The sequence below is a fragment of the Bradyrhizobium yuanmingense genome, from assembly GCF_025200905.1.
Lineage (GTDB): Bacteria > Pseudomonadota > Alphaproteobacteria > Rhizobiales > Xanthobacteraceae > Bradyrhizobium > Bradyrhizobium yuanmingense.
The window spans coordinates 6,643,150-6,658,856 of the sequence record NZ_CP104173.1; the positions used below are offsets into that span (position 1 = coordinate 6,643,150).

At 64.8% G+C, this 15,707-nt stretch carries 15 protein-coding genes; 6 read left to right on the forward strand and 9 right to left on the reverse strand.

What is annotated here, in order from left to right; translation table 11 throughout:
• Window positions 1-9: 9 nt before the first annotated feature.
• Both N2605_RS30770 and N2605_RS30775 read left to right on the forward strand, forming a co-directional pair.
• A complete protein-coding gene (locus N2605_RS30770) occupies window positions 10-564 on the forward strand; it encodes a DUF924 family protein (protein WP_225185250.1) in 555 nt (184 codons plus the stop codon).
• 108 nt (window positions 565-672) lie between these two features.
• The gene (locus tag N2605_RS30775; RefSeq protein WP_028180275.1) at window positions 673-1,158 is read left to right on the forward strand and encodes a peroxiredoxin; all 486 of its coding nucleotides are present in this window, start codon (window positions 673-675) and stop codon (window positions 1,156-1,158) included.
• A gap of 161 nt (window positions 1,159-1,319) precedes the next feature.
• Here the strand turns inward: N2605_RS30775 and rnhA are convergent, their stop codons facing one another.
• The 3 genes from rnhA to ispH are packed head-to-tail and all read right to left on the reverse strand — an operon-like array spanning window position 1,320 to window position 3,739.
• On the reverse strand, window positions 1,320-1,784 hold the full coding sequence (rnhA, locus tag N2605_RS30780; protein ID WP_035997507.1) for a ribonuclease HI: 465 nt from the start codon (window positions 1,782-1,784) through the stop codon (window positions 1,320-1,322).
• Entirely contained in the window at window positions 1,781-2,764 is a 984-nt protein-coding gene (locus N2605_RS30785; protein WP_035997505.1) for a homoserine kinase, read from the reverse strand. The genes rnhA and N2605_RS30785 overlap by 4 nt, the downstream gene beginning before the upstream one ends.
• 6 nt (window positions 2,765-2,770) lie before the next feature.
• Window positions 2,771-3,739: a 4-hydroxy-3-methylbut-2-enyl diphosphate reductase gene (ispH, locus tag N2605_RS30790; protein WP_036021214.1), complete on the reverse strand. Its 969-nt coding sequence runs from the start codon at window positions 3,737-3,739 to the stop codon at window positions 2,771-2,773.
• 263 nt (window positions 3,740-4,002) lie between these two features.
• Between ispH and N2605_RS30795 the strand changes: the two genes are divergently transcribed.
• Window positions 4,003-4,698 (forward strand): DUF1013 domain-containing protein, encoded by a 696-nt coding sequence (locus N2605_RS30795; protein ID WP_035997500.1) that lies wholly within the window; start codon window positions 4,003-4,005, stop codon window positions 4,696-4,698.
• Window positions 4,699-4,781: 83 nt separating this feature from the next.
• On the opposite strand, the gene N2605_RS30800 is transcribed toward N2605_RS30795, so the two are convergent.
• The 5 genes from N2605_RS30800 to N2605_RS30820 all read right to left on the reverse strand — a co-directional run bounded on the left by N2605_RS30800 (window position 4,782) and on the right by N2605_RS30820 (window position 10,856).
• Window positions 4,782-5,528 (reverse strand): OmpW/AlkL family protein, encoded by a 747-nt coding sequence (locus tag N2605_RS30800; RefSeq protein WP_035997497.1) that lies wholly within the window; start codon window positions 5,526-5,528, stop codon window positions 4,782-4,784.
• A 193-nt stretch (window positions 5,529-5,721) separates the two neighbouring features.
• Window positions 5,722-5,991, reverse strand: a complete 270-nt coding sequence (locus tag N2605_RS30805; RefSeq protein WP_225126530.1) for a hypothetical protein — start codon at window positions 5,989-5,991, stop codon at window positions 5,722-5,724.
• Between the two features lie 158 nt (window positions 5,992-6,149).
• Window positions 6,150-8,060, reverse strand: coding sequence for a propionyl-CoA synthetase (locus N2605_RS30810; protein WP_260344624.1), 1,911 nt, complete (start codon window positions 8,058-8,060; stop codon window positions 6,150-6,152).
• Between the two features lie 337 nt (window positions 8,061-8,397).
• A complete protein-coding gene (locus tag N2605_RS30815) occupies window positions 8,398-9,789 on the reverse strand; it encodes a tetratricopeptide repeat protein (protein WP_260344627.1) in 1,392 nt (463 codons plus the stop codon).
• 308 nt (window positions 9,790-10,097) lie between these two features.
• The gene (locus tag N2605_RS30820; protein ID WP_225156675.1) at window positions 10,098-10,856 is read right to left on the reverse strand and encodes a tetratricopeptide repeat protein; all 759 of its coding nucleotides are present in this window, start codon (window positions 10,854-10,856) and stop codon (window positions 10,098-10,100) included.
• Between the two features lie 86 nt (window positions 10,857-10,942).
• Here N2605_RS30820 and N2605_RS30825 point away from each other — a divergent pair, with 86 nt between their 5' ends.
• Together N2605_RS30825 and N2605_RS30830 are read left to right on the forward strand one after the other, a co-directional pair.
• A complete protein-coding gene (locus tag N2605_RS30825; RefSeq protein WP_260344630.1) occupies window positions 10,943-12,520 on the forward strand; it encodes a cation:proton antiporter in 1,578 nt (525 codons plus the stop codon).
• A gap of 111 nt (window positions 12,521-12,631) precedes the next feature.
• Window positions 12,632-13,402 carry a hypothetical protein gene (locus N2605_RS30830; protein WP_260344632.1) on the forward strand — a complete coding sequence of 257 codons (771 nt, stop codon included), beginning with the start codon at window positions 12,632-12,634 and terminating at the stop codon, window positions 13,400-13,402.
• A gap of 75 nt (window positions 13,403-13,477) precedes the next feature.
• Here the strand turns inward: N2605_RS30830 and N2605_RS30835 are convergent, their stop codons facing one another.
• On the reverse strand, window positions 13,478-14,971 hold the full coding sequence (locus N2605_RS30835; protein WP_074447681.1) for an FAD-linked oxidase C-terminal domain-containing protein: 1,494 nt from the start codon (window positions 14,969-14,971) through the stop codon (window positions 13,478-13,480).
• Window positions 14,972-15,200: 229 nt separating this feature from the next.
• Between N2605_RS30835 and cycA the strand changes: the two genes are divergently transcribed.
• On the forward strand, window positions 15,201-15,596 hold the full coding sequence (gene cycA, locus N2605_RS30840) for a cytochrome c-550 CycA (protein ID WP_035997470.1): 396 nt from the start codon (window positions 15,201-15,203) through the stop codon (window positions 15,594-15,596).
• Window positions 15,597-15,707: the final 111 nt, after the last annotated feature.

Genomic DNA, 15,707 nt, shown 5'->3' on the forward strand with positions numbered 1-15,707 from the left:
CCTCCGTTCATGGCTGACGCCCGCGACATCACGCCATCAGGCGTTCTCGCCTTCTGGCGAGAGGCCGGGCGCCAACGCTGGTACGAGCGCAGCGATGATTTCGATGCGGAGATACGACGCCGCTTTCTCTCGCTGTGGCAGAAGGCGGCCGCCGGCGAGCTTGCCTCATGGGAGACAAGCGACGACGGCGTGCTGGCACTCGTCATCGTGCTCGACCAGTTTCCCCGCAACATGTTTCGCGGCACGCCGCAGGCCTTTGCCAGCGACGCACAGGCGCGCGACGTCGCCCGCCGCGCCATCGCGCGCGGCGTCGATCGCAGGGTCGATCCCCTCCTGCTGGAATTCCTCTATTTGCCCTTCATGCATTCCGAGCACCTGGCCGACCAGTTGCATTGCGTCGCGCTGTTTCGAAACACCGACAATACCGAAAGCCTGAAATACGCGCGCGACCACGCCGATATCATCGCGCGGTTCGGCCGCTTTCCCCACCGCAACCGTCTCCTCGGCCGCGACACCACCGAGGAGGACCAGGCCTTCCTCGACGGCGGCGGTTTTGCCGGCTGATGACATCACGGTGAACGGCCGCCATCCTCGCCGCTTCCGCCACTGGCAATATTGTGCAGGCCCGCCGCCCGGTCTAAAAAGCGGGACCGATTTTCAGGGAGACTGACGATGGCGATCCAGATTGGCGACAAGCTGCCCGAGGCGAAATTCCGCGTGATGACGGCGGAAGGCCCGCAGGTGAAGACCACCGACGACATCTTCAAGGGCAAGAAGGTGGCGCTGTTCGCGGTCCCCGGCGCCTATACCGGCACCTGCCACAAGATGCATCTGCCGAGCATCTTCCTCAACGCCTATGCCATGAAGGACAAGGGTGTCGACACCATCGCCATCGTCTCCGTCAACGACGCCTTCGTCATGAACGCCTGGAAGCGCGACACCGACCAGCGCGACGAGGCCGTCTTCCTCGCCGACGGCAATGCCGACTTCACCAAGGCGATCGGCATGGAGCTGGACGCCTCCGCCAACGGCCTCGGCATCCGCTCCAAGCGCTATTCGATGCTGATCGAGGACGGCGTGGTCAAGAAGCTGAACCTCGAGGCGATGCCCGGCAAGGTCGAGGTCTCCGGCGGCGATACGCTGCTCGGGCAGCTGTGAGGCGCCACCGGTCTTAGCCACACATGGCGCTGTCATGCCCCGCGAAGGCGGGGCATCCAGTACGCCGAGGCTTCTCGGTTGAATCAGAAACGTATCGGAGTACTGGATCGCCCGGTCAAGCCGGGCGATGACAGTGGTGAATGAGGCGACGATGGCGCCCCCTACTCCCTCACCCGCTGCTGCAACCGCGCCATGACGATGCCGTCGCGCGCCAGCTGGTCGGCGCGCTCGTTCTCGGGGTGGCCGGCGTGGCCCTTGACCCAGTGCCAGCGGACCTCGTGCTGCTTCAGCGCTGCGTCGAGGCGCTGCCATAGCTCGACATTCTTCACCGGCTTCTTGTCGGCGGTGCGCCAGCCGTTGCGCTTCCAGCCGAAGATCCAGCCGGTGATGCCCTGCCGGACATACTGGCTGTCGGTGTAGAGGTCGACCGTGCACGGCCGCTTCAGCGCTTCCAGCGCCGAAATCGCCGCCATCAATTCCATCTGGTTGTTGGTGGTGTGCGGCTGGCCGCCGTTCAGCTCCTTTTCCTTGTCGCCGAACTTCAGGATCGCGCCCCAGCCGCCCGGCCCGGGATTTCCCGAGCAGGCGCCGTCGGTATAGATCGTGACATTGGGTAGCTCGCTCACGCCACCAGCCCCGACGGCATCAGCCCATAATCGCGCACGCTCGTCACGCTCTGATGGAAGCGCAGCTTGCGGACATACTCGAGCGGATCCTTCGGCTTGACCAGCGCGCCTGCGGGCACGTTGAGCCAGTCGACCAGCCGCGTCAGCAGGAAGCGGATCGCCGCGCCCCGCGCCAGCAGCGGCAGCGCGGCCTCTTCGGCTTCGCTCAGCTTGCGCACCCGGCCATAGGCGTTGAGGAAGGCACGCGCCTTGGTGACGTTGAAGGAATGATCCGGCTCGAAGCACCAGGCGTTGAGGCAGATCGCGACGTCATAGGCCAGCATGTCGTTGCAGGCGAAGGTGAAGTCGATGATCCCCGAGAGCTTGTCGCCGAGGAAAAAGACGTTGTCGTTGAAAAGGTCGGCGTGGATCACGCCTTCGGGCAGGTTGCTCGGCCAGACGCCGCTCGAGAGATAATCAAGTTCGGCGGCAAGAAAATCGCGCAGACCGGGCTGCACCTCGTCGGCGCGGCTTGAAGCTGCGTCGAACAGCGGCCGCCAGCCGGAAACCGAGAGCGCATTGGTGCGCTTGATCGCAAAATTCGCGCCTGCCAGATGCATCTTCGCCAGCCCCTCGCCGACCCCGGCGCAATGGGTCGCGTTCGGCTTGCGCGGCCAGACGCCTTCGAGGAAGGTGATGATCGCTGCGGGCCGGCCTGCCAGCTCGCGCAGCGCCTCGCCGTCTCTTGCCTTCACAGGCAGCGGACAATTGACGCCGTGCTCGGCCAGATGCGTCATCAGCGCGAGAAAGAACGGCAGATCGTTCCTTGCCACGCGCTTTTCGTACAGCGTGAGGATGAACGAGCCTTTGCTTGTGTGCAGCAGGAAGTTGGAATTTTCGACGCCCTCGGCGATGCCCTTGTAGGAGAGCAATTCGCCGAGATCGTATTGCTTCAGGAAATCCGCAAGCTCGTCGGCGGCGACGTCGGTGTAGACCGCCATCAAGGTCTACTCGGCGGCAGCTTCGGGGCGCACCTGACGCGGCAACGGGAAGAACTCGTTCTCTTCCGCGGCCGAGACCGTCTCCACGTGCAGCGTGTAGCGCTCGGCGAAGGCGTCCATGATCTCCTCGACGATCACCTCAGGCGCGGACGCGCCAGCGGTGATGCCAAGGCTCTTGATGTTGCCGAACCTGGTCCAGTCGAGGTCCGCGGCGCGCTGCGCCAGCACCGCGATCTTGCAGCCCTCGCGCTCGGCAACCTCGCGCAGGCGCTGCGAGTTCGACGAGTTGGGAGCACCGACCACGATGAGCGCGTCCACCACCGGCGCCACCTTCTTCACCGCGAGCTGGCGGTTGGTGGTGGCGTAGCAGATGTCTTCCTTGTGCGGCCCGTTGATGTTGGGGAAGCGTTCCTTGAGCAGCGCGACGATCTCCGCGGTGTCGTCGATCGACAGCGTGGTCTGCGTCACGAAGGCGAGGTTGTTGGGGTCCTTCGGCGTGATGGTCTTGGCATCCTCGGCGGTCTCGATCAGGGTCACTGCGCCGGGCGGCAGCTGGCCGAGCGTACCGACTACCTCGGGATGGTGGGAATGGCCGATCAGGAATATCTCGCGGCCGCGCTTGAAATGGATCGCGGCCTCGCGATGCACCTTGGTCACCAGCGGGCAAGTCGCATCCAGCGAGAACAGGTTGCGGGACTGGGCGTCGGCCGGAACCGATTTCGGTACGCCATGGGCCGAGAACACCACCGGGGCGGTGGTATTCTCGGGGATTTCGGCGAGCTCCTCGACGAAGATGGCGCCCTTCTTCTTCAACCCATCGACGACGTACTTGTTGTGCACAATCTCGTGGCGAACATAGACGGGGGCGCCGTACTTATCGAGCGCCCGTTCCACGGTGTCGATCGCCCGGACCACCCCGGCACAGAAGCCGCGGGGAGAACAAAGCACGATCTTGAGGTCTGGTTTGGCTGACATTGAGCGATCTCGGGACCGAATCACCCGATCGCGTTCTGCCGGGGCGGTCGATGGATGGGAATTTGGCTTAAAACTGTCGGCTTGAACCTTACAGCGGTTCAAAGGGAATTGGGCCCCCTTTCGGGCGGTGTCAAGGCACTATCTATAGCAGAACCATTGCATGGCTACCCCCTCCGGGCTTATATAGCGCGAATTCCCTGTCATCGCTGATGACCACCGGTTTCGCCTCCAGAGGGGTGGGCGAAGCACAAAGGAGATTTGCCATGAGCAACGCACCTCTGATGCCCAAGGCGACCGCCGTTTGGCTGCTCGACAACACCGCGCTGACCTTCGACCAGGTCGCCGATTTCACCAAGATGCATCCCCTCGAGGTGCGCGCCATCGCCGACGGCGACGCCGCCCAGGGCATCAAGGGCATGGATCCCCTCTCCAATGGCCAGCTGACCCGCGAGGAAATCGAGAAGGGCGAGAAGAACCCGGACTACCGGCTCCGCCTCCAGGAGAGCAAGGTGGTGCTGCCGCCCCAGCCCAAGCGCAAGGGCCCGCGTTACACCCCGGTCTCACGCCGCCATGAGCGCCCGAGCGCCATCCTCTGGCTGCTGCGCAACCATGCGGAGCTCAAGGACGCCCAGATCATGCGCCTGGTCGGCACCACCAAGAGCACGATCGCGAGCGTGCGCGACCGTACCCACTGGAACACCTCGGCGCTGACCCCGATCGACCCGGTCACGCTCGGTCTGTGCTCGCAGATCGAGCTCGATTTCGAGGTGCAGCGCGCGGCGAAGGAGAAGCCGATCGACGCAGCCTATGGCGGCGCCACCCTGCTGCCGGCCTCCGAGACCACCCGCAAGGACGAGTACGAGCCCGCGGAGAAGTCCAGCGACGACCTCAACGTCGACGCCGTGTTCGCCAAGCTGAAGACGCTCGGCGGCAAGAAGCACGAGGACGAGGAGGAGTAATTCCTCCCGTTCATCCACCATCAACGCGAACGCGGCAGGAAAACCTGCCGCGTTTTGTTTGTACGCCCGAGCTGGGCTTCAGGTCAGAACTTGTAGGTCACACCCGCGCCGACCAGCCACGGATCGATATGCGCGGTGCCGGTGACCGGCAGGCCGGAGACGATGGCGCTGTAGTTCGGGCGCAGCCAGAGCTTCTTGACGTCGACATTGAGACCCCAGTGCCGGTCGATCATGTAGTCGAAGCCGAACTGGACGGCGCCGCCCCAGGCGTTGCTGACGTGCAGGTTGGTGGTGGTGGCGACGATCGCGGGCGGACCGGCGATCGCGGAAGGCGCATTGGCCGCGGAATTGTTGAAGAACACGGTGTAGTTCACGCCCGCGCCGACATACGGCTTGAACGCGCCGAACTGGTCGAAGTGATATTGCAGCGTCAGCGTCGGCGGCAGCAGCGTGGTCTTGCCGATCGGCAGATTCGCGAGCGAGCCGGTGCCGCTGATCGAATGCCTGGTCACGCCCAGGATCAATTCGGCAGCGATGTTCTTGGTGAAGAAATAGCTGATGTCGAGCTCGGGGACGACCTGGTCGCTGATCGACAGGCCTGAATTCGGCGACGACAGCGAAGGCACGCCCGCGACATTGACGGTGCTCCCGCCCGCATCCGGCAATACGCCGAGCACCCGCAGGCGGATCATCCACGGATTGAACGCCTCCATCGGCACCGGCGCCTTCTTGTAGACCGGCAGATCTGCCGCCTGCACTGATGCAAAAGTGCCCACGAGCATCGCGCCGAGCGTCGCGACCCGCGCCAAGTTTCTTATCGTTCCATCCATTTTCAATCCCCTTCAACCATGTCGACGCGTCGTTGCGCGACATCAGCGTCAGAGCAGAAAGAGGATGGTGAAGGATTTGATGCCGATCAAACCAGGACTATCGCGACGCGATTTGGCCCCCGGCGTTGCAGATGTGTCACGGAAACCGCGAATGCGAAGCGGGTGGCGCGGCAGCATAGTGCCGCAGCTCACATCACGGGCGCACGGGGTTGTTGAGCATGTACTCGCCGAGATCGCGCTGGCGGCGGTCGGCGCGCGCGGTGGCCGCGTTGCGCTGGACGTCGCGGTCCTTGCGGCAGGCTACGTATTCCGGCGAGCCCTGCGCATAGCCGCGGCTCTGGCAGACGGCGTCGTCATCATCGCCGCCCGCCGCCACCGGATTCTGGTAGCGCGCCGAGCAGGCGGAGAGAGCGACGGCGAGAGCTAAGGCGGTCAGCAGGCGTGGCGCGGCGGCAAGTGGCATACGAGGTCCCCTATCGGCCGGCCCTGTTTAGCGCGGAATGCGGAGATTGTAAGTCCCTGGACGCCGTTCCACGCTCGCTGTCGTTCCCCGCACAGGCGGGCGATGACAGTGGAGAGCGGTGAAGCAACTCCCTTCCCGCCCCGGGATGACGCTTCGCCTCACATCCGTCCCTTCAGCGCCTCGCCGATCTCCTCGAGTGCCTTGGGATCCTCGATCGTCGCCGGCATGGTCCAGGATTCTCCGTCGGCGATCTTCTTGATGGTGCCGCGCAGAATCTTTCCGGAGCGCGTCTTGGGCAGGCGGCCGACGGTGATGGCGAGCTTGAACGCGGCGACCGGGCCGAGCTTGTCGCGCACCAGCGCGACGATCTCCTTCTCGATCTCGGCCGGCGGGCGCTTCACGCCCGCTTTCAGCACCAGGAAGCCGCAGGGCACCTCGCCCTTGATCGCGTCCTTGACGCCGAGCACGGCGCATTCGGCGACATCGGGATGCGAGGCCAGGATCTCCTCCATGCCGCCGGTGGAGAGGCGATGCCCGGCGACGTTGATGATGTCGTCGGTGCGGCCCATCACGAAGACATAGCCGTCCTCGTCCTTGTAGCCGGCGTCGGAGGTTTTGTAATAGCCGGGGAATTCGCTCAGGTAAGCCTCCTTGAAGCGCGCGTCCTGATTCCACAGCGTCGGCAGGCAGCCCGGCGGCATCGGCAGCCTGATGACGATCGAGCCCATGGTGTTGGGGCCGACCGGCTTTGCCGCTTCGTCGACGACATCGACCTGATAGCCCGGCATCGGCACCGTCGGCGAGCCGTGCTTCACCGGCAGCATGCCGAGGCCGACCGGATTGCCGGCGATGCACCAGCCGGTCTCGGTCTGCCACCAATGGTCGATCACCGGTACCTTCAGCTGCTGCTCCGCCCATTCCACGGTCGGCGGATCGGCGCGCTCGCCGGCGAGGAACAGGGTACGGAATTTCGAGAGGTCGTACTGCCGGATGAATTTCCCTTCCGGGTCTTCCTTGCGGATGGCGCGGAAGGCCGTCGGCGCGGTGAAGAAGGCCACCGCCTTGTGCTCGGAGATCACGCGCCAGAACGCGCCGGCGTCGGGCGTGCCGACCGGCTTGCCCTCGTACATGATCGTGGTCGCGCCATGCAGCAGCGGGCCGTAAACGATGTAGCTGTGGCCGACCACCCAGCCGATGTCGGAGCCGCACCACCAGACCTCGCCCGGCTTGACGCCATAGAGGTTGAACATCGACCATTTCACCGCGACGAGATGCCCGCCATTGTCGCGCACGACGCCCTTCGGCACGCCTGTTGTGCCCGAGGTATAGAGGATGTAGAGCGGGTCTGTCGCGGCGACAGGCACGCAAGCCGCGCGCTTGCCGTCGTTCAGCGCCTTGCGGCGCAGGCTGGCCCAGTCGTAATCGCGGCTCGGCGTCATCTCGCAGGTGAGCTGCGGACGCTGCAGCACGATGCAGGCCTTCGGCTTGCTGCTGGCAAGCTTGATCGCCTCGTCGAGCAGCGGCTTGTACTGCACGATGCGGCCGGGCTCGATGCCGCAGCTGGCGGACAGGATCAGCTTGGGCTGCGCATCGTCGATGCGGGTGGCAAGCTCCTTCGCGGCAAAGCCGCCGAACACCACCGAGTGCACCGCAGCGAGCCGCGCGCAGGCGAGCATCGCGACCACCGCCTCCGGCACCATCGGCATATAGAGGATGACACGATCGCCTTTGGCGACACCGAAATCCTGCATGATTGCGGCGAGCGCCTGGACCTCGTTCAGCAGTTCGGCATAGGTGAACTTGGTGACCGAGCCCGTCAGCGGCGAATCATGGATCAGCGCGACCTGGTCGGCGCGCCCCCGTTCGACGTGGCGGTCGAGGGCGTTGTAGCAGGTGTTGACGACGCCGCCGGCGAACCAGCGGCCGTAGGTTCCTTGCGAGGGATCGAAGACCTTGGTCGCAGGCTCGATCCAGTCGATCTCCTTCGCCGCCTCGGCCCAGAAGCCCTCGGGATCGGCCAGCGAGCGCGCATGGACTTCATGATAGCTGCTTTTGCCCTGGATATTCATTCCCGCGCTCCCGTTCCCTTGATTCACCTGGCTTGAACCTCGTGGCAGGACAGGCGCCCCGCCATGACCAGGATCAATTGCCGGCCTTGTTTGGAGCCATTTTCCCGGGAACGGGCCGCGGTTCAAGCTGAAAAGGATAGGTTTTTTGGCGGAGGCGCGCGGCTGCGGCACGGGCGGTGCGCTCCCTCTCCCCGTTCTTACGGGGAGAGGGTTGGGGTGAGGGGCTGCATCCGCAATCATCGTGCAAATTGGACTCGCAGAGAGTCCCCTCACCCGGAATTTGCTGACGCAAATTCCGGCCTCTCCCCGCAGGCGGGGAGAGGCGAAGAAGAGCCTCTCAGCTCTCCATCGCGTTCAGCCGCTGCAAGCGGTCCTGCATGATCCTCTTCAGATCGTATCCGGGGCGGCGGAAGCTCGCATTGCGCGTCGTGAGGAACTCGCGCTGGGTCTTGCGCAGGTCGCTAGCGGAACGTCCTTTGGAAGCCCTCAGCACGCGTTCATAGGTCTCGGCGATCTGACGGTCGAGCACGCCGAGCTGCGGATCGGCGCAGATCACTTTCTCGACCTCACGCTTGGCGGTGGCGCACTTGAAGGACGGACCGCTATCGTCGGCCGAGCGCGCATGCATTGGGCCCGGCGACGCCGCGCCGAACCTGGCGATCTCGGCAATCATGCTGCGGCGGCCGTTCGCTGCATTCTCGTTGCCGGGATCCAGCTTCAGCGCCGTCTCATAATCGGCAAGCGCCTTCTTGCGCTCGCCCATCTTCTTGTAGAGCACCGCGCGGTTGTTGTAGGTCTTGGCGAAATTCGGATCGAGCTTCAGCGCAGCCTCGTAGTCGCTCAGCGCCGCCCCGAGCTCGCCTTTGAACTGGTAGGAGTCGCCGCGGTTTGTCAGGAAGTTGGCGCGCTGCTCCCGCCGGATCGCCTGGTCGTAATCGGCAATCGCCTTGTCGTACTCGCCCATCGCAGCATAGGTCAGGCCGCGGTTGTCGTAATATTCCGGCACCTTCGGGTCGAGCCTGATCGCCTCGCCGTCGTCGGCGACCGCCTTGTCGAGCTGGCCGAGCTTCTTGTAGGCCGCGCCGCGATTGGTGTAGGTGCGCGCGCGGTCGGGATCGAGCCGCAGCGCCTCGTCGAAATTTCTGATCGCCTTCTCGTTGTCGCCGCCGAGATAATAGGCCACACCGCGGTCGGACCAGGCTTGCGCATCGTCCGGCTTCAGCTTGATCGCCTGGTCGTAATCGGCGAGCGCGCGGTCGAGGCGGCGCTGATTGGTGTAGACGACGCCGCGCAGCTCGTAAGCTTCGGCATCCTGAGGGTCGAGCTCGATCGCCTTGGTCAGATCCGCCGCGGCCCGATTGAGGTCGCCGCCGGCCTCGCGCAGGAGATCGCCGCGCACGCGCCAGGCCTTCGCGTTCTTGCCGTCGAGCGCGATGGCGCGGTCGAGATCCCGCAGCGCCTGTGACTGGCCTCCAAGGGTCTGCGCATTGGCTTCGGCGCGGACGACGAGGGCCGCGCTTCGCTCGGCGGCCGAATTGGCGGTCTGGTCGATGATAGCGCTGCACGCGGAGATCAACTCGGCCGGGGCGGCCTTGCTTCCCAGCACGCACTCGGTGCTCGCCGCGGCGGGAGCCGCGAGAACGAAACTCATGGCCGCGCCGAGAAAGAGGGCGCGAAGCGAGATTTTGGCAGGCGAAAGCGCTTGCGCGGAGGCGTGAGTGCCGCACATGGCATAGGGCTCCGTGACGTCGGGTTCTCACCGTTGTCGCAGCTGGCAAGTGATGGGTTCAAACCGGGCCTGGGAGGGACGGAGCGCTGCCGACTCCCCCTCGCCGCGCTTGGGGCTGGGACTATCGCATATGAGATGTGGCTATGGGCACCGGCTGTCTCCACAGCGTCATGGCCGGGCTCGTCCCGGCCATCCACGCCTTTTCACACGGCACAAAGAACGTGGATGCCCGGGACAAGCCCGGGCATGACGACCCCTGCAATATTCAAATGCGATTGCCCTGCCGCTTGCGGGGAGAGGCGAAAATCTCAATATCCATCCACACCGTTCAGCCGCTGCAAGCGCTCCTGCATCGCCTTCTTCAGGTCGTATCCCGGCCGGCCGAAATCGGCATTGCGGCGCGCGATGAACTCGTCCTGCTCGCGCTGGAGCGCTTTGGCCTCGGCCGCATTGCGCGCCTCCCGGATCACACGGGCATTGGAGGCAAAGACCTCGCGATCGAGATCGGCGAGCTCGCGATTGCCGCAGATCGCCCGTTCCACCGCCCGACGCGCTCGCCCGCAATTGAAGCTGGGCTTGCCGGCGACCGCCATCTGCGCGCCGATCCGCTCGATCTCGCGCGCCATCGCCTTGTGATTGGCTTTGGCCTTCTCGTGGTTCGGATCGATCCTGAGCGCTGCGCCGAAATCCTGCACCGCCTTCGGCTTGTCACCCTTCTTCAGCCAGAGTTCGCCGCGCGCATTGAAGACGTCGGCAAGGCCGGGATCGAGCAGAAGAGCACGGCTGTCGTCGGCGATGGCATGGTCCACCTGATTGTGCCGCGCATAGAGCGCACCGCGCGCGATCAGAGCCTTGATCAGATCGGCCTTCGTCGTCTTCTCGTTGTCGATCACTTCGGCGCAGGCCGTGGCGGCCTTGTCCATGTCATCGGCTGCGGCCGCGGCGAGGCAGGGCGCGACATCGACCTGCGTCACAGCCACCGGCTCGCCGCCGGTCGCGGCATCGGCCGGGGCGAACGATAGCGCATAGAGCAGTCCGGCGCCGATCAGCTGAATGAGAAAACGCATGCGTTGCAGTCGAAGCCTTGTCGTCGATGTTAAGCTCTTGCCTTGAAGCCGCACTATCCATCATACGGCCGGATTGGTGCTAGCTTGTGGCGCCGCTGAAATCGGCTTCGGGGATCATCGTGTCGACATTCGAATGGATCATTGTGTTGCTGCTCGGCGCGGTTGGCTTATCGGCGCTGGCGCGGCGGATCAAGGTGCCCTACCCGACCTTTCTCGCCATCGGCGGCGCGCTGATCGCCTTCGTGCCGGCGAGCCCGTCCTGGACGCTGGAGCCGGACCTCGCCCTTGCCCTTTTTGTCGCGCCGGTCCTGCTCGATGCCGCCTTCGACACGTCGCTGCGCGACCTTCGCAAGAACTGGGTTCCGGTCTCGACCCTGGTGGTGGCCGCGGTCGGCCTGACCACGGCCGCCGTGGCCTATGTCGCGCACCGGCTGATGCCCGACATGCCCTGGGCCGCCGCGGTCGCGCTCGGCGCCATCGTGGCGCCGCCGGATGCGGCCGCTGCGGTTGCGATCCTGAGCCAGGTCAAGCTGCCCCACCGCATGGTCAAGGTGCTGGAGGGCGAAAGCCTGCTCAACGATGCCAGCGCGCTGCTGATCTATCGCATCGCCGTCGGCGCGGTCGCCACCGAGCATCTGACCTGGAGCCAGGTCGCCCCGACCATGGCGCTGGCGCTGGTCGGCAGCGTCATCGCTGGTCTGGCCGCAGGCCGCATCATTCCGCTGTTCATGGAGCGGGTGACGGAGGCGCCGAGCGCCATCATCGTGCAGTTCGCCACCACCTTCATGGTCTGGATCGCCGCCGAGCATCTCGGTCTCTCCGGCATCCTCACCATCGTGGTCTACGCCATCACGGTCGCGCGCACCGCACCGGCGCGCATCCCGGCGCGGCTGCGGGTGCCGTCCTATGCGGTGTGGGAGACGACCGTGTTCGTGCTCAACGTGCTCGCCTTCATGCTGATCGGCATGCAGATGCGGCCGATCTGGACGCGGCTGGATGCGGACGTGCGCTGGGAATATTGCGTGGCCGCCGCCTGGATCCTGCTTACGGTGATCCTGGTACGCCTGTTCTGGGTGACGTTCTATCGCACGAGCCTGCGGGTGCTGATCGCGCAGGGGCTCTATCATCCCAAGGATCCGCAGCAGGTGGCCTCGCCCAAGGGCGGGCTCATCATCTCCTGGTGCGGCATGCGCGGCCTCGTCACGCTCGCCACCGCCTTTGCCCTGCCGGAAAACTTTCCCTATCGTGACTTCATCGTCTTCATCGCGTTTGCGGTGGTGCTGGGATCGCTGGTGATCCAGGGCCTGACGCTGCGGCCGCTGATCCTCGCTTTCAACCTCAAGGACGACGATCCCGTCGGCATCGAGGTCGCCCGCGGCCGCGCCGTGGCCTATCGCGCCGCGCTCGATGCGATCGAGAGCGATCCGTCGGAGGAGGCGGAAATCCTGCGGCTCGAATATCGCGCCATCCTGATGCAGGCCGAGACCGATCCCAACGGCGGCATCAGCAAGGGCGAACTGCCCGCCGATCCCCTGCGCCGCCGCGCTATCGAGGCCGCGCGCAAGGCGATCTTCGACCTGCGCGCCACCGAGGTGATCGGCGACGATGCGTTTCATCGGCTCGAGGAGGAGCTCGATCGCGCAGAATTGAGCGCGGGCGGATGATGTCTCTCCGCTGTCGTCCCGACAAGAGTTTGGGCGCTCTGCAATGTGCGCCGAGTCACACACAGCATCCCGCAGCTTGAACCAAACCCCGCCTCTCCAGACTCACCCCTGATGACGACCCTGATTGACGACCGTCGTGTACGCGCGCGTGATGCGTCGCCTGCACGATATTTTTATCTCCACATGGCGCTCGCCTGCGCCGCCACTGCCTTTCTCGGCTTCGCACCGACCTATTGGGTGCCGCTCGCTCACCGGACATTGTCCGCAAGCCCGGTGATCCATTTTCACGGACTCTTGTTCTTCACCTGGTCGCTTTATTTCGTGCTCCAGACCTGGCTCGCAGCCTCCGGCCGTGTGGTCAATCACCGCTCGTTCGGCATCGTCGGCGTCTCGCTTGCGACCGCGATGGTCATTTCTGGCTTCTTCGCGTCCGTGACGTCGATGAAGAAGGCCGCGGCGCTCGGACAGGCCGATGCAGGCATCGCCTTCTCGATCGTGCCGCTGAGCGGCATCGCATTCTTTGCCGTGGTGTTCGCGCTCGCCATCATGAACGCGCGCAGGCTCGAGGTTCACAAGCGCCTGATGCTGCTCGCGGCGGTCTCGATCCTCGACGCCGCGATCGCGCGCTGGTTCCTGACCTTCCTCGCACCATCAGGACCGTCCGGCCCGCCGCCGGTGCCCGTGACGATCGCGCCTGCTGTGGTCGCCTCCCTTCTGCTCGTCGTCGCCATGGTGCGCGACTGGCGCGCCGAGGGCCGCATGCATCCGGTGTACATCACGGGCACGCTCGCGCTTCTGGCGGTGAAGGTGCTCAACTGGCCGGTCAGCGAAACGGCGGCGTGGCACGCATTTGCCGGCGGCATCCTGGCGCTGGCGCAGTAGGCGACCAACACGCCGCTGTCGTCCCGAGCATCAAATCCGTCATGCTGGGAGAGGTTGCACCCGTCACGGTGGAGCCTAGAACCGCGGCAAATCCGGGAACGCCAGCTTACCCGCGTGGACGTGCATGCGGCCGAGCTCGGCGCAACGGTGCAGGGTCGGAAATACTTTTCCGGGATTGAGCAGGCCCTGCGCGTCGAAGGCGCATTTCAGGCGCTGCTGCTGGTTGAGGTCGATCTCGCTGAACATGTCGGGCATGAGGTCGCGCTTCTCAATGCCGACGCCGTGCTCGCCGGTGAGCACGCCGCCGAACTCGACGCAGGCGCGCAGGATATCGGCGCCGAAGGCTTCGGCGCGCTCGATCTCGCCGGGCTTGTTGGCATCGTAGAGGATCAGGGGGTGCAGATTGCCGTCGCCGGCGTGGAACACGTTGGCGCAGCCGAGCTGGTACTTTTCCGAGAGCTCGCGGATGCGCGCCAGCGCCTTCGGCAGCGCGCCGCGCGGGATGGTGCCGTCCATGCAGAGATAATCGGGTGAGATGCGGCCCACGGCGGGGAACGCGGCCTTGCGGCCGGCCCAGAACAGGTTGCGCTCGGCCTCCGAAGTCGAGATCTGGCAGGTGGTCGAGCCGCAGGCGTTCGCAATGGCCTCGACGCGCGTGATCAGCTCGTCGACCTCGATCTTGGGCCCGTCGAGCTCGATGATGAGCAGCGCTTCGACATCGAGCGGGTAGCCGGCATGGACGAAGGCCTCCGCGGCGTGGATCGCGGGCTTGTCCATCATCTCCATGCCGCCGGGGATGATGCCGGCGCCGATGATGCGGGCCACGCATTCGCCGGCCGCCTCGACCTGCGCAAAGCCGACCATCAGCGCGCGCGCCGTTTCCGGCTTCTGCAGGATGCGCACCGTGATCTCCGTGATGACGCCGAGCAGGCCCTCGGAACCGGTGATGACGCCCATCAGGTCATAGCCGGGATTCTCGCAGCCCTTGCCGCCGATGCGCAGGATCTCGCCGCTCATCAGCACGATCTCGCAGCCGAGCACGTTGTTGGTGGTCATGCCGTATTTCAAGCAGTGCACGCCGCCGGAATTTTCCGCTACGTTGCCGCCGATCGAGCAGGCGATCTGCGAGGACGGATCGGGCGCGTAATAGAAGCCGGCATGGGCGACCGCCTGGCTGATTGCGAGGTTGGTGACGCCGGGCTCGGTGACGACGACGCGGTTGTCGAAATCGATCTCGCGGATGCGCTTGAACTTGCCGAGGCCGAGCAGCACGCCGTCCTCGAGGGGCAGCGCGCCACCGGACAGCGAGGTGCCGGAGCCGCGCGGAACCACCTTGATGCCTTGCGCGGCACAATATTTCAGGACGAGAGAGACCTGCTCGGTCGTATCGGGCAGCACCACGACCATCGGCGGCTGCCGATAGGCGGTCAGCCCGTCGGATTCATAGGCCCGCATCTCGGCGAGGCTGTCGATCACGCCCTCGCCCGGCACGATTGCGCGCAAGGCGGCGACGATTTCGCTGCGACGCGCCAGCACGGCCTGGTCGCTTGCGGGCATCATGATGGCCATTTTAAGAAGCCTTCGTCCGACGGATGGAATTATCTCGGCAAATCAATCATGTCTTGCGGACTTTGGGTAGGTCCTCCGAAGGTCGCATTGCTTTGTTGCAGCGCAAGTTCTCTCTGGGGCAAGTCTGCTAGCAGGAAACCTGTCAGAGTTTCGCGGCTTGTCCACTTGCACCGGACCTGCCAAAACCACGACCCTCCATCTGACCCGGGAAGAGACGAAGAGCACACTTATGACAAAACTGACTTTCGGCGCGGTGACAATCCTCACCGTCATTGCCACCGCACCCGCCGCGATGGCGCAGGATGTCGCGGCCGGCAAGACATCGTTCAACAAGTGCCTGGCCTGCCACGCGATCGGCGAAGGCGCCAAGAACAAGGTTGGCCCGGAGCTCAACGGCCTCAACGGCCGCAAGTCGGGCGCGGTTGAGGGCTATAGCTACACGGACGCCAACAAGAATTCCGGCATCACCTGGGACGAGGCCACGTTCAAGGAATACATCAAGGATCCTAAGGCCAAGATCCCCGGCACCAAGATGGCGTTCGCCGGCATCAAGAACGAGACCGAGATCAACAATCTCTGGGCCTTCCTTGCCCAATACGACAAGGACGGGAAGATCAAGCAGTAAGCGCGCACGAGGCGGACGCTAGAGCTTCGGTTCTGATCGGACCAGAATCGAAGCTCTGGCTTTCTTGTTCTGACGCGTTTCTTCGCGCGAACCGGTTTCCACTTCGCTCGA